Annotated in this window: 1 protein-coding gene; it reads right to left on the reverse strand. The window is 76.7% G+C overall.

All coding sequences use genetic code 11. The annotated features are described in order from the left end of the window. Window positions 1–39: 39 nt before the first annotated feature. Window positions 40–15,780 carry a type I polyketide synthase gene (locus tag ABZX11_RS32155; RefSeq protein WP_354920020.1) on the reverse strand — a complete coding sequence of 5,247 codons (15,741 nt, stop codon included), beginning with the start codon at window positions 15,778–15,780 and terminating at the stop codon, window positions 40–42. Between the last annotated feature and the right edge of the window lie 69 nt (window positions 15,781–15,849).

Consider the following 15,849-nt stretch of genomic DNA (forward strand, 5'->3'; position numbering starts at 1 on the left):
TGGCGCCGCGAACGAACCCTCGCGACGCCAAGCGGGTGGTCAGTGGCCGAGCTGCTGGTCCAGCAGGGAAAACAACTCGTCGTCGGACGCCGTGTCGTAGTCCGGTGCTTCGGCTTCCGCCGATCGGCGGCCGGACCAGCGGGTCTTGAGCACGTCCAAGCGGCCGGCGACCTTCTGGTGCAGGACCTCGTCGGCGGCCAGGCCGGCCAGCAGCTCCTGCAGCCGGTCCAGCTCGGCGAGCACCGCTTCCGCGCTGTCCGCTTCGGCCGGGGCCAGCAGGCCGAGCAGGTGGTCGGCCAGCTCGGCCGGGGTGGGCCGGTCGAACACCAGCGAGGCCGGCAGTTTCAGGTCGGCGGCGGCGCCCAGCCGGTTCCGGAACTCGACCGCGGTCAGCGAGTCGAAGCCGAGGTCGCGGAACTGCCGGTCCGGCTCGATGCCGTCCGGGTCGGGGTGGCTGAGCACCATCGCGGCCTGGTCGCGGACCAGCTCGAGCACGAGCTCGTACCGTTGTCCGGCACTCTTGCCCGCCAGGCTTTCCCGCACCCGGGCGGCCGGTTCCGGCGCCGGTCCGGCGGCGTGCCGGACCGGCGCGCCGGCCAGCCCGCGCAGCAGCGGCGGGATCACGCCCTTGGCCCGGATCCCGGGCAGGTCGAGCGAAACCGGGAGCAGCAGCGGCTCCGGCCGGGCCAGCGCGGCGTCGAACAACGCGACGCCCTGCTCGGCGGTCAGCGGGATCGCTCCCGAGCGGCGGATCCGGTCCAGGCCGGCCGCGTCGAGGGTGCCCGTCATGCCGCCCGCCGGCTCCCACGGGCCCCACGCCAGCGCGGTGGCCGGCAGCCCGGCCGCGTGCCGGTACGCGGCCAGCGCGTCGACGTAGGCGTTCGCCGCGGCATAGTTGCCCTGCCCGGCGCCGCCGAAGACCCCGGCGACCGAGGAGAACAGCACGAACGCCGTCAGCTCCCGGTCCCGGGTGAGCTCGTGCAGGTGCCGGGCGGCGTCCGCCTTGACCCGCAGCACGGTGTCCAGGCGTTCGGGGGTGAGGGTCTCGATCGTGCCGTCGTCGAGCACCCCGGCGGCGTGCAGCACCGCCGTGACCGGGTGTTCGGCCAGCACCGCGGCCAGCGCCGCGCGGTCGGCGACGTCGCAGGCCAGCACGGTCGGCTCGGCGCCGGCCTCGACGAGGTCGGCCACCAGGCCGGCCGCGCCCTCGGCGTCCGGTCCGCGGCGGCTGAGCAGCAGCAGCTTGCGGACGCCGTGTTCGGCGACCAGGTGCCGGGCCAGGATGCCGCCGAGGCCGCCGGTTCCGCCGGTGATCAGCACGGTCCCGTCCGAGTCCCACGGGGAACCGGCGGCCGCGGGGGCGTCCGCGCGGGCCAGCCGGGCGGCCCGCAGCTCGCCGTCACGGAAGGCCAGCTGCGGCTCGTCGGTCGCGAGGGCGTCGGCCAGGGTCGCCGGCGCGGGGCCGTCGAGGTCGAGCAGCCGCAACCGGCCGGGGTGCTCGGACTGGGCGGTGCGGACCAGCCCCCAGGACGCGGCCGCGGCCGGGTCGCCCCCGGTGGCGGCGTGCCGGGTGACCAGGACGAGGCGGGCCCCGTCGAGCCGGTCCAGCGCCAGCCAGTCCCGCACCAGGGCGAGGGTGGCCGCGGTCCGTTCGTGCACGGCGGCCGGGTCGTCGGTGACGGCGGTGGCCAGGACCACGTCCGGAAGGGCGGTCTCGTCGCCGGCCAGCGCGGCCAGGTCGGGGTGGGTGGTGACGGGGACCCCTTGCGCGGCCAGCGTTTCCGCCAGGCCGAGGGGGTCGGCGCCGAGCACGGCGACCGAGCCGGGCGCGGCGGTGCCGGCGGGCACGGCCGGCCACTCGAGCCGGAACAGCGCGTCACGCGGGGTGGTCCCGGAGCCGGCCAGCGCGTCGGCGGACAGCGCCCGGACGCGCAGGGCGCGGATGTCGGCGACCGGGCCGCCGTCCGGGTCGGCCAGCGCGAGGGACATCGTCCCGTCGCCCTCGTCGCGGGTGAGGCGGACGCGGAGGGCGCCGGCCCCGGTGGCGTGCAACCGTACGCCTTCCCAGGAGAACGGCAGGCGGACGGCATCGCCGGTGCCGGTGAGCATCGAGGCGTGCAGGGCGGCGTCCAGCAGGGCGGGGTGCAGGCCGTAGTCCCCGGGCCGCAGGTCGGCGCCGGACTCGTGCGGCGCGACCTCGGCGAACACCTCGCCGTCGCGCCGCCAGACGCGGCGCAGGTTCCGGAACGCCGGTCCGTAACCGAAGCCGGCCTCGGCGAAGGCCGGGTAGCAGTCCGCGACCGGCACCTCCACCGCTCCCGGGGGCGGCCACTCCGCCGCCGCGGACCCGGCGCCGGACCCCGGCTCGACCGGCACCAGGGTGCCGGTCGCGTGCTGGGTCCAGGCAGCGTCGCCGGTGTCCGGGCGGGCGTGCACGGTGACGGTGCGGCGGCCGTCTTCGCCGGCCGGGCCGGCCCGCAGCTGCACCTGGACCGCCCCCGGTTCGGGCAGCACCAGCGGCGCGCCCAGGACCAGCTCCGCCACCTCGGCGCAGCCGCAGTCCCGGCCGGCGCGCAGCGCCAGCTCGACGAACGCGGTGCCGGGCACCAGAATCCGGCCGAACACGGCGTGGTCGGCGAGCCACGGGTGGGTGCGAACGGACAGCCTGCCGGTGAACAGCAGCCCGTCGTCCTCGGCGAAGCGGGCGGCCGCGCCCAGCAGCGGGTGCCCGGCGGTGCTGAGCCCGGCGGCGGTGACGTCGCCGCGCCGGCCGGTCACCGGTGGCCAGTAGTGCTCGTGCTGGAAGGCGTAGGTGGGCAGCTCGGCCGGGCGCGCGCCGCCGAACAACGCCGGCCAGTCCACGGCCGCCCCGGCCTGGTGCAGGCGGGCCAGCGCGGTCAGCGCGGCGGTGACCTCGTCCTGACCGGCGCGTTGCACCGGCAGCACCAGGGCGGACTGGCCGTCGAGGCACTCGGTGGCCAGTGCGGCGAGCACGGCGTCCGGGCCGATCTCCACGAAAATCCCGGCGCCGGCGGCGCGCAGCGCGGCGACCGAGCCGGCGAACCGCACCGGCCGGCGCACGTGGTCGACCCAGTAGCCGGGTTCGCGCATCCGCGCCGGGTCGGTCAGCGTCCCGGTTTCGTTGCACACCAGGGGAATGCTCGGCTCGGTGATGGTGATGTCGGCGATCTCGGCGGCGAAGGCGGCCAGCATCGGCTCCATCAGCGCGGAGTGGAACGCGTGCGACACCGCCAGCCGTTTGGTCTTGTGGCCCCGCTCGGCCAGCCGGCCGGCGACGGCCAGCACGGCCTCTTCGGCGCCGGCCAGCACGACCGTCCCGGGCGCGTTGTACGCCGCGATGTCGACCGGCCCGGACAGCAGCGGGGTGACCTCGTCTTCGGTGGCCCGGACCGACACCATCGCGCCCCCGGCGGGCAGCGCCTGCATCAGCCGGGCCCGGGCGGCCACCAGCCGGCAGGCGTCGGGCAGGGTGAACATCCCGGCCACGTGCGCGGCGGCGATCTCGCCGACGGAGTGCCCGGCCAGGTGGTGCGGGGTGATGCCCCAGGACACCACCAGCCGGTAGAGCGCCACTTCGACCGCGAACAGGGCGGGCTGGGTCCAGCCGGTCCGGTCCAGCAGGCCGGCGTCCTCGCCCCAGACGACCTCGGCGAGCCGGCCGTCGAGGTGCCGGTCGAGCTCGGCGACCACCTCTTCGAAGGCCGTGGCGAACACCGGGAAGCGGGCGTGCAGCTCGCGGCCCATGCCCAGGCGCTGGGGGCCCTGACCGGAGAACAGGAACGCGGTGCGGCCCTCGGCCGTCCCGGAGCGCACCACGGCGGCGTCGGGTTCGCCCGCGGCCAGCGCGCCCAGTGCGCGGACGGCTTCGGCCCGGTCGGCGGCCAGCACGGTGGCGCGGTGCCGGAACAGCGAGCGGGTGGTGGCCAGCGCCGAGCCGACGCCGGCCAGCCCGGGTTCGGCGGTGCGCAGGTGGGCGCGCAGGCGGGCGGCCTGCGCGCGCAGGGCGGTCTCGGACTTGGCCGAGAGCACCAGCGGCACGAGCCCGGGGTCGGCCGGGCCGGGCCGTTCGGGGCCGGGAGCGGGCGCTTCCAGGATGGCGTGGGCGTTGGTGCCGCTGATGCCGAACGCGGAGACGGCCGCCCGGCGCGGCCGGCCGGTTTCGGGCCAGGCCACCGGTTCCCGCACCAGGTCCACCGCGCCCCCGGCCCAGTCGACCTGGCTGGAGGGCTCGGTGACGTGCAGGGTGCGCGGGACCAGGCCGTGCTGCATCGCCTGGACCACCTTGATCACCCCGGCGACCCCCGCGGCCGCCTGGGCGTGCCCGATGTTGGACTTGATCGACCCCAGCAGCAGCGGAATTTCCCGGTCCTCGCCGTAGGTCGCCAGCAGGGCCTGCGCCTCGATCGGGTCACCCAGCGTCGTGCCGGTCCCGTGCCCCTCCACCACGTCGACGTCCGAAGTGGACAGCCCGGCGGACGCCAGTGCCTGGCGGATCACCCGCTGCTGCGACGGGCCGTTCGGCGCGGTGAGGCCGTTTGACGCCCCGTCGGAGTTGACCGCGGAGCCGCGCAGCACGGCCAGCACCGGGTGCCCGTTGCGCTCGGCGTCGGAGCGGCGCTCCAGCACCAGCATGCCGACGCCCTCGGCCCAGCCGACGCCGTCCGCGCCCTCGGCGAAGGACTTGCAGCGACCGTCCGGGGCGAGCCCGCCCTGGCGGGAGAACTCGACGAAGGTGCTCGGCCGGGACATCACGGTGGCCCCGCCGGCCAGCGCCAGTGAGCACTCGCCGGCGCGCAGGGCCTGCGCGGCCCAGTGCAGGGCGACCAGCGAGGACGAACAGGCGGTGTCCACGGTGACCGCGGGACCCTCCAGGCCGAAGACGTAGGCCACGCGGCCGGAGGCGACGCTGGCCGCGCTGCCGTTGCCGCGGAAGCCTTCGAACTCGGTACCGTCCAGCAGGCCGGCGTAGTCGCTGTACATGATGCCGGTGAACACGCCGGTCCGGCTGCCGCGCAGCCCGGCCGGGTCCACTCCGGCCCGTTCCAGCGCCTCCCAGGACACCTCCAGCAGCAGCCGCTGCTGGGCGTCGGTGGCGAGGGCTTCACGGCGGCTCATGCCGAAGAACTCCGCGTCGAACTCCGCGGCCTGGTGCAGGAAGCCGCCGGAGCGGGTGTAGGACGTGCCGGCGTGCTCGCGGTCGGGGTGGTAGAGCGCGTCGAGGTCCCAGCCGCGGTCGGCCGGGAAGCCGGTGATCGCGTCGGTCTCCTCGGCCACCAGCCGCCACAGGTCCTCGGGCGAGCCGACCCCACCGGGGTAGCGGCAGCCCATGCCGACGATCACGATCGGGTCGTCGGCGTCGGTGCCGCGCGCCGGTCCCGCGGCGGCCGCGGCCGGGCCGCCACCGACGAGCTCGGCCAGTAGGTGACCGGCCAGCGCGGCCGCGGACGGGTAGTCGAAGACCAGCGTGGCCGGCAGCCGGAGGCCGGTGGCCGTGCCGAGCTGGTTGCGCAGCTCGACCGCGGTGAGCGAGTCGAAGCCGAGGTCGCCGAACGAGCGGTCCGGCTCCACGGCGTCCGGGGTGTCGTGGCCCAGCACGGCGGCGACGGCTCGCCGGACCAGCGCGCCGACTTCCGCGGCCGCGTCTTCGGCGGGCAGTCCGGCCAGGCGGCGGCCCAGGCCGTCCTCGGCGGCCGCGGCGGCCAGGGCGCGGCGCCGCGGGGCGCGGATCAGGCCGCGCAGCAACGGCGGGATGTCCCCCTTGGCCCGGAGCACCGGCAGGTCCAGCCGGACCGGCAGCACGGCGGCGGCGTCCACGGCCAGCGCGGCGTCGAAGAGGGCGGTGCCCTGCTCGACGGTGAGCGGGGGCAGGCCGAGCCGGGCCATGCGCTCCCGGTCGGCGTCGGTGAGACCGGCGGTCATCCCGCTGTGCGGCGCCCAGGCGCCCCAGCCCAGCGAGCGGGCGGGCAGCCCTTGCGCCCGGCGGTGTTCGGCCAGGGCGTCCAGGAAGGCGTTGCCGGCGGCGTAGGCGCCCTGCCCGGCCGAGCCGAACACGCCCGCGGCCGAGGAGAACAGCACGAACGCGGCCAGGTCCAGGTCCCGGGTGGCCTCGTGCAGGTGCCAGGCGGCGTCGGCCTTGGGGCGTAGCACCGCGGCCAGCCGGTCCGGGGTGAGCGCGGTGAGGACGCCGTCGTCGAGGACGCCGGCTGCGTGCACGACGGCGGTGAGCGGGTGGTCGGGGTCGGCGGCCAGCTCGCCCACCAGGGCGTGCACGGCGGGCCCGTCGGCCAGGTCGCAGGCAACGACCCGGGCGTCCGCGCCGAGGGCGCCGAGTGCGGCGACCAGCTCGCCGGCACCTTCGGCGGCCGGGCCCCGCCGGCCGGCCAGCACCAGGCGCCGGACGCCGTGCCGCTCGGCCAGGTGCCGGGCCAGCACGGAGCCGAGGCCACCGGTGCCGCCGGTGATCAGCACCGTGCCCGCCGGGTTCCAGCCGGCGGTGGCTGCGCCGATGGCGCCCGCCCCGGAGGCATCAACCGCGCCGGTGACGCCCGCCCCGGAGGCTTCGGCGGCACCAGCCCCGGTGGCGCCGGTGGCGGGCGCGCCGGGGGTGCGGCGGCCGAGGCGGGCGGCCAGCACCCGTCCGCCGGCCAGCCGCAGCCGGGGCTCGGTGCTGCGCAGCGCTTGGGGCAGCAGTTCGGGGAGGTCGGCGTCGCCGGTCACCTCGACCAGGCCGATGGCACCGGGGTGCTCGGACTGGGCCGAGCGGATCAGGCCGCTCGCCGTGGCCGCCGCCAGGTCGTCCCCGGCGAGGAACACCAGCCGGGCCGACGGCGGTCCGGCCAGCCAATCCTGGAGCAGGGCCAGGGTTTCGGCGGCGCGGGCGTGCGCCGCCGCTGCGGTGTGACCGGGCGCGAGGGGCACCAGTACCACCCCGGTGCCGCTGTGTTCGCGCACGGCGGCCAGGTCGGCGTGGGCGGGCACATCCACCGCCGACCCGTCCGGATCACGGCCCACCCCGGCGCCGCCGCGCACCGCGGCCAGGTCGGTGCAGGCGGGCGCGTCGAACCCGGCCAATGGCTCGCCCAGCACGGCGAGGACGTCCGCCGCCGGGCCGTCCGGGGTGATCGAGGCCCAGTCCACGCCGAACAGGCTGTCCGCCGGCCCGGTCTCGGCCAGGTGGTCGGCGGAGACGGCGCGGACCCGCAGCGCGGCCACCGACGCGACCGGGGTGCCGGCCGGGTCGGCCAGGGCCAGCGCCACCGTGTCGGGGCCGTCCGGGCGCAGGCGGACCCGCAATGCTGTCGCACCGGTGGCGGAGAGCCGGACGTCCTCCCACGAATACGGCACCCGGCTCCGGCCCGGCCCGGTCAGCGCGAGGCCGTGCAGGGCGGCGTCGAACAGGGCGGGGTGCAGGCCGAAACCCGCGTCCGCCCGGTCACCTTCGGCGGTCTCCGTCAGGGCCACCTCGGCGTAGAGGTCGCCGCCGCGGCGCCAGCCCGCCCGGAGGCCGCGGAACAGCGGTCCGTAGGCGAGGCCCTGCTCGGCGAGGACCTGGTACAGCTCGGTGACGGCGACCGGCTCCGCGTCGCGGGGTGGCCAGTCGGTGGCGTCGAAGCCCGCGTCGGCGGGTCCGGCGTCCGGGGCCAGCGTGCCGGTCGCGTGCCGGGCCCACGGGGCGTCCGGCTCCCCGGCCGGGCGGGAGAACACGCCGACCGTGCGGCGGCCGCCGGTGTCCGGGGCGCCCAGCGCGACCTGGATCCGCACCGCCTCGTCCTCGGCCAGCACCAGCGGCGCGGCCAGGGTGAGTTCCTCGAGCCGGCCGCAGCCGGCCTCGTCGCCGGCCCGGATGGCCAATTCGACGAACCCCGTCCCGGGGAACAGGGTCCGGCCGAACACCACGTGGTCGGCCAGCCAGGGCTGGGTCGCGGTGCCGATGCGGCCGGTGAACAGCAGTTCCCCGCCACCTCCGGCCACCTCCACCGCACCGGTGAGCAGCGGGTGTCCGACCTCGGTGAGGCCGCTGTCGGCGCGACCGGCGTTCGGCGTCGGCCAGTAGGTCCGGTGTTCGAAGGCGTAGGTGGGCAGGTCGATCCGGCGGCCACCCGGGTACCACGGAGTCCAGTCCACGGCGGCGCCGTGCACGTAGGCCTCCGCCAGCGCGCGGGCCAGCCGGTCCGGACCACCCTCGCCGCGGCGCAGGGTGCCGATCGCCGCGGCCGCCGCGCCCGCCGTCTCGCGGATGCCGGCCACCAGCACCGGGTGCGGGCTGACCTCGACGAACAGGTCGTGGCCGGCCTCGGCCAGCGCCCGGACGGCGTCGGTCATCCGCACGGTCTCGCGCATGTTGTCGTACCAGTACTGCGGGCCCATCGTGGTGGTGTCGCACCAGTCGCCGGTCACGGTGGACAACAACGGCACGTCCGCGGCGCGCGGCTCGAGGCCCGCCAGCCCGGCCAGCATCCGGTCGCGGACCCGCTCGACCTGGGCCGAGTGGGAGGGGAAGTCGCCGGCCACCTTCTTGGCCTCGATCCCGTCGGCGGCCAGGGTTTCGGCGAGCTCGTCCAGTGCCGCGTACTCACCGGAGACGACGACCGAGTCGGGCGCGTTCACCGCGGCCACCGAAAGCCGGCCGGCCCAGCGGTCCAGCCGGCCGAGCACGTCCTCGTGCGGCAGCGGCACCGAAACCATGCCGCCGCGGCGGTACAGCTCATCGGCGATCAGCTTGCTGCGCAAGGTGACCACCCGCGCGCCGTCCTCGAGGGACAGGGCACCGGCGACGCAGGCCGCGGCCACTTCACCCTGCGAGTGGCCGAAGACCGCGGCCGGGCGGACGCCGTGGGCCCGCCAGACCTCGGCCAGCGAAACCATCACGGCCCACAGCGCGGGCTGGGCCACGTCGAGCCGGTCCAGGCGGTCCGCCTCGCGCAGAACCGCGGTCAGCGACCAGTGCACGTGCGGGGCCAGCGCCTCGGCGCAGCGCTGCATGCCCGCGGCGAACACCGGCGAGGTGTCCAGGAGCTCGGCCGCCATCCCGGCCCAGTAGGCACCCTGACCGGGGAAGGCGAACACGGTGCTGCCGCCCCCGGCGGTGCCGGTGACGGTGCGGGCGGCTGGTTCCCCCGCGGCGAGGGCGCGCAGCCCGGCGGTGAGTTCGGCAGCGCCGTCGCCCAGCACGACGGCCCGGTGTTCCAGCGCGGCCCGGGACGTGACCAGGGAGTGCCCGACGTCGAGCGGGTCGCCTTCGGCCAGCTCGGCCAGCCGGGCGGCCTGGCCGCGCAGGGCCGCCGCGGAACGGGCCGAGAGCACCCACGGCACCGGGCCCGCGGGCGCGGCGGGCCCGGCGACCGGAGCGGCGGGCTCGGGTGGCGCCTGCTCGATGATGGTGTGCACGTTGGTGCCGCTGACGCCGAAGCTGGACACGCCGGCCCGGCGCGGGCGGCCGGTTTCCGGCCACGGGGCGGGTTCGGTGAGCAGCCGGACGGCTCCCGCCGACCAGTCCACATGGGACGACGGTGACCCGGCGTGCAGGGTCCGCGGGACCAGGCCGTGCTGCATCGCCTGGACCACCTTGATGATCCCGGCGACGCCGGCGGCGGCCTGCGTGTGGCCGATGTTGGACTTGACCGACCCCAGCAGCAGCGGCGTTTCGCGGTCCTGGCCGTAGGTGGCCAGCAGGGCCTGCGCCTCGATCGGGTCGCCCAGCGTCGTGCCGGTCCCGTGCCCCTCGACCACGTCGATGTCCGCTGTGGACAGTCCGGCGGAGGCCAGCGCGTCGGCGATCACCCGCTGCTGCGAGGGGCCGTTGGGGGCGGTGAGGCCGTTGGACGCGCCGTCGGAGTTGACCGCGCTGCCGCGGACGAGCGCGAGCACCGGGTGGCCGTGGCGGCGGGCGTCCGACAGCCGCTCCACCACGAGCACGCCGACCCCCTCGGCCCAGCCGACGCCGTCCGCGCCGTCGCCGTAGGCCTTGCAGCGGCCGTCCGGGGCCATGCCGCGCTGCCGGGAGAACTCGACGAACACGTGCGGGGTGGACAGCACGGTGACGCCACCGGCCAGCGCGAGGGAGCATTCGCCGGAGCGCAATGCCTGCACGGCCAGGTGCAGGGCCACCAGCGAGGATGAGCACGCCGTGTCGACGGTCAGGGCCGGGCCCTCGAGGCCGAAGGCGTAGGCGACCCGGCCGGAGGCGATGCTCGGCGAGCTGCCGTTGCCGCGGAAGCCCTCGAAGCCGCGGCCGCCCAGCAGGCTGGCGTAGTCGTTGTACATCACGCCGGCGAACACGCCGGTGCGGCTGCCGTGCAGCGACGTCGGGTCGATGCCGGCGCGTTCGAACGCCTCCCAGGACGCCTCCAGCAGCAGCCGCTGCTGGGCGTCGGTGGCGAGCGCCTCGCGGGGGCTCATCCGGAACAGGGCCGCGTCGAACGCTCCGGCGTCGCGCAGGAAGCCGCCGGAGCGGGTGTAGCTGGTGCCGGGGTGGGCCGGGTCCGGGTGGTAGAGCGCGGCGGTGTCCCAGCCGCGGTCGGCCGGGAAGCCGGAGATCGCGTCCACGCCGTCGCTGACCAGCCGCCAGAGGTCTTCCGGGGAGGCCACCCCGCCGGGGTAGCGGCAGCTCATGCCGACGATGGCGATCGGCTCGTCGGTGCCGGCCGTGGTCCGCGCCGGGACGGCGGTGACCGGACCCGAGTCGAGCAGCTCGGAGAGCAGGTAGCCGGTCAGGGCGTGCGCGGTGGGGTGGTCGAAGACCAGGGTGGCGGGCAGCCGGACCCCGGTCGTGGCGCCCAGCCGGTTGCGCAGGTCGACCGCGGTCAGCGAGTCGAAGCCGAGGTCGCCGAAGGTGCGGGCGGGGTCGACGGCGGCCGCACCGGCGTAGCCGAGCACGGTCGCGACCGCGCCGCGGACCAGCCGCAGCACGTGGGCGGAACGCTCGTCGGCGGACATCCCGGCCAGCCGCCGGGCCAGCTCGCCGCCGGCGGCCGCCCGGCCCGCGGTCCGCCGTCCGGGACGCACCAGGCCGCGCAGCAGCGACGGCACGGCTCCGGCCGCCCGGATCGCGGCCAAGTCGAGCCGGGCCGGCAGCACCACCGGTACCCCGGTGCTCAGTGCGGCGTCGAACAGGGCCACGCCTTGCGCCACGGTCATCGGCGGCAGCCCCTGCCGGGCCAGCCGTTCCCGGTCGGCGGCGGTGAGGGTGGCCGTCATCCCGGCCGTGGGCACCCAGGCGCCCCAGGCCAGCGCGGCGCCGGGCCGGCCGAGGGCGTGCCGGTACCGCGCGAGGGCGTCGAGGTAGGCGTTGCCCGCGGCGTAGTTGGCCTGGCCCGCACCGCCGAAGACACCGGCGACGGAGGAGAACAGCACCAGCGGCGTGGTCTCGGGCAGGGCCTCGTGCAGGTGCCAGGCGGCGTCCACCTTGACCCGCAGCACCCGGTCCAGCTGCTCGGCGCCCAGCGTGGTCAGCACGCCGTCGTCCAGCACGCCGGCGGCGTGCACGACGGTGGCCGGAGCGTGCTCGGCCAGCACCGCACGCACGGCTTCCCGGTCGGTGACATCGCAGGTCACCGCGGTGACCGTGACCGGCTCGGGGGATTCGGTGGCCTCCAGTTCGGCGATCAGCCCGGCCACGCCGGGGGTGTCCGGGCCGCGGCGGCCGGCCAGCACCAGCCGCCGGACGCCGTGCGCGGTGACCAGGTGGCGGGCCAGTTCCGCGCCGAGCCCGGTCGTGCCGCCGGTGATCAGCACCGGGCCCTCGACCGGCACGGTCCGCGGCGGCGGGGGCAGCCGGTCGAGGCGGGCCGCGCACGGCCGGCCGTTCCGCACGGACACCTGGGGTTCGTCGCCGGCGGCGGCCCGGGCGGTCAGCTCGGCGGGATCGCCCCTCTCGTCGTCGGGGTCGAGGTCGAGCAGGACGAACCGGCCGGGGTGTTCGGTCTGGGCGGTGCGGATCAGGCCCCAGACCGCGGCGGCGGCCAGGTCACGGCCGTCCACCGCGCCGCGGGTGCGGAACACCAGTGGTCCTTCCGGCGCTTCGGCGGCCAGCCGGTCCTGCGCGGCGGTCAGCGCCCGCGCGACCAGGGCCCGCACCGCTTCGGGGCCTTCCTCGCCGATCAGCTCGACGACGGCGGGGGCGGGACCGGCCGCCGGCAGGTCCACCGGGGTCCAGGTCAGGTCGAACAGGGAGTTGCGGTCGCCCCCCGGGGTTTCGCCGGGGATTTCCCGCAGCACGAGCGAATCCACCGAGACGACCGGCGCGCCGGCCGGGTCGGTGGCCAGGATCGCCATGGTGCGCGGGTCGGGCCGGGTGACCCGCACACGCAGCTCGGCCGCACCCGCCGCGTGCAGGGTGACGCCGCTCCAGGCGAACGGCATGCTGGCCGCCATCTCGCCGCCGCGCTGCGCCACGCCGGCGGCCTGCACGGCGCCGTCCAGCAGGGCCGGGTGCAGGCCGAAGCCGGACGGCTCGAGGTCTTCGGGCAACGCGATTTCCGCGTACACCGTGTCGTCGTGCCGCCAGGCGGCCCGTACGCCCCGGAACACCGGGCCGTAGTGGAATCCGTGCTCGGAGAACCAGTCGTAGAAGCCGTCGAGTTCGCAGGGCTGTGCGCCCGGCGGCGGCCAGGCTGTCGCGAAGCCGGTGTCCACTTCGGACGCGTCGGAGGTCAGTACGCCGGTGGCGTGCGGGGTCCAGGGGGCGTCCGGGTCGCCGTCGGGGCGGGAGTGCACGGTCAGGGTGTGGCTCTCGCCGTCCTCGGCCGCGGCCACCACGACCTGCACCTGCACCGCGTCGTGCGCGGGCAGCACCAGCGGCGCGGCCAGGGTCAGTTCGGCCACCCGGTTCCGGCCCACCTCGTCGGCGGCACGCACCGCCAGTTCGACGAAACCGGTGCCGGGGAACACGATCCGGTCCCCGGCCACGTGGTCGGCCAGCCAGGGGTGGGTGCGCACGGACAGCCGTCCGGTGAAGACGGCGCCGGAGTCGTCGGCCAGCACCACGGCCGCGCCGAGCAGCGGGTGCCCGGTCCGGTCCAGCCCGGCCGCGCCGAGGTCGCCGACCCCGCCGGCCGGTTTCTCCGGCCAGAAGCGCTGGTGCTGGAAGGCGTAGGCGGGCAGCGGGACCGGGCGCGCGCCGGAGCCGGCGAACCAGGCCCGCCAGTCCACCGGCACGCCTCGCACGTGCAGGGCGGCCAGCGCGGCGCCGGCGGCCTCCGGTTCGGGACGATCCTTGCGCAGCAGCGGAACCGCCGGGTGGCCGTCGCCGTCCGGCAGGCAGTCCGCGACCGCGGCGGCCAGCACGCCGGCCGGGCCGAGCTCGACGAACCGGGTCACCCCGGCCTCGTGCAGGACGCGGACCGCGTCGGCGAAGCGGACGGCTTCCCGGACGTGCCGCACCCAGTAGTCGCCGCTGCGCAGGTCGGCCGCGACCGCCGGGGCCCCGGTCAGGGTGGAGACCAGGGGCGTGGTGGGCTCGCCGAACCGCAGCCCCGCCACGGCTTCGGCGAAGCTGTCCAGCATGGGCGCCATCAGCGGCGAGTGGAAGGCGTGGCTCACCCGCAGCCGTTTGACCTGGATGCCTCGTGCGGAAAGGGTTTCCTCAGCCTCGGTCACGGCGTCCTCGGCGCCGGAGAGCACCACCGACGCGGGCCCGTTGACCGCGGCCACCGACAGCCGGCCGGACAGCAGCGGGGCGACCGTCTCCTCGGTCGCGCGGACCGCGAGCATCGCTCCCCCGGCAGGCAACGCGGCCATCAGCCGGGCCCGGGCCGAAACCAGGGTGGCGGCGTCGGCCAGGTCGAGCACGCCGGTCACGTGGGCGGCGGCGATCTCGCCGACGGAGTGGCCGGCCAGGAAATCCGGCCGCAGGCCCCAGGACTCGGCCAGCCGGTAGAGGGCGACCTGCAGGGCGAACAGAGCGGGCTGGGCCCCGCCGGTGTCCTCCAGCGCGGCCGGGTCCTCGCCCCAGACGATCTCGCGCAGCGGACGGCCGGCGTGCCGGTCGAGTTCCGCGGCCACCTCGTCGAAGGCCGCGGCGAACACCGGGAACCGCGCGTGCAGCTCCCGGCCCATGCCCAGCCGCTGCGCTCCCTGACCGGAGAACAGGAACGCCGTCCGGCCGGCCAGTGCGGTCCCGCTCAGCACGGCCGGGTCGGGTTCGCCGTCGGCCAGCGCGCGCAGGGCCGCGGCGCGGTCCGGGCCGAGCACCGCGACCCGGTGTTCGAACGCGGTCCGGGTGGTGGCCAGCGAGAAAGCCAGGTCCAGGTCGGTGCCGGGGATGTCTTCGGCGAGCCGGGCGGCCTGCGCGCGCAACGCTTCCGGGCTGCGGGCGGACAGCAGCCACGGGACGACCGGCGGCGCGATCCGCTCGGGCTCCGGGGCGTCGTCGGGGTCCGGGGCCTGCTCCAGGATGATGTGGGCGTTCGTACCGCTGATGCCGAAGGACGACACCCCGGCGCGGCGCCGGTGGTCGGACTCCGGCCACGGGACCGCCTCGGACAGCACCTGCACGGCGCCGGAGGACCAGTCCACCTGCGTCGAGGGCCGGTCCACGTGCAGCGTGCGCGGCACCCGGCCGTGCCGCATGGCCAGGAGCATCTTGATCACGCCCGCCACTCCGGCGGCGGCCTGGGTGTGCCCGATGTTCGACTTGACCGAGCCGAGCAGCAGCGGCCGCCCGGCCGGTCGCTGCCGTCCGTAGGTGGCCAGCAGGGCCTGGGCTTCGATGGGGTCGCCGAGGGTGGTGCCGGTCCCGTGGCCCTCGACCGCGTCCACGGTGTCCGCGGCGACCCTGGCGTTCTCCAGGGCCGCCTGGATGACCCGTTGCTGGGAAGGGCCGTTGGGGGCGGTGAGGCCGCTGGAGGCGCCGTCGGAGTTGACCGCGGAGCCGCGGACCAGCCCGAGCACCTGGTGGCCGTGGCGGACGGCGTCGGAGAGCCGCTCGACCAGCAGCACGCCGACCCCCTCGCCCCACACCATGCCGTCGGCGGCGTCGGCGAAGGCCTTGCACCGCGCGTCCGGCGACATGCCGCGCTGCCGGGAGAACTCGACGAACACGGCCGGGTTGGGCATGACGGTGACGCCGGCGGCCAGCGCGAGCGAGCACTCGCCACCGCGCAGGGCCTGGGCGGCCAGGTGCAGGGCGACCAGCGACGACGAGCACGCGGTGTCGACCGTGACGGCGGGGCCCTGGAGGCCGAGGAGGTAGGCCACCCGGCCGGAGATCACGCTCGACGTGGTCCCGGTCAGCCGGTGGCCCTCGGCCTCCGGCGGCAGCGGGATCCCGGTGCCGTAGTTGAGGTGCACGGCGCCGACGAACGTGCCGGTGTCGGTGCCGTGCAGGCCGGCCGGGTCGATCCCGGCCCGTTCGACCGCCTCCCAGGCGACCTCCAGCAGGAGCCGCTGCTGCGGGTCCATGGCCAGTGCCTCGCGCGGCGAGATGCCGAAGAAGCCCGCGTCGAACCCGGCGGCCTCGCGCAGGAAGCCGCCCTCGCGCACGTAGGTGGTGCCGGGGTGGTCGGGGTCCGGGTGGTACAGGCCTTCGACGTCCCAGCCGCGGTCGTCGGGGAACGGCCCGATGGCGTCCTCGCCGGCATCGAGGGCCCGCCACAGGTCCTCCGGCGAGTCGATGCCACCCGCGTACCGGCAGGCCATCCCGACCACGGCGATGGGCTCGTGGTCGCGGGCCTCGGCGGCCTTCAGCCGCTGCCGGGCCTGCCGCAGGTCGTTGGTGACCAGCTTGAGGTAGTCACGGAGCTTGTCCTCGTTGCTCGTCATGGGTCCAGAGTTGCCTGCCGGCAACCAGGAAGCTGCTAATTCTCCGGGGCGCACCGGGGAACGCGAAAC

The organism is Amycolatopsis sp. NPDC004169 (assembly GCF_040610315.1).
Taxonomy (GTDB): domain Bacteria; phylum Actinomycetota; class Actinomycetes; order Mycobacteriales; family Pseudonocardiaceae; genus Amycolatopsis.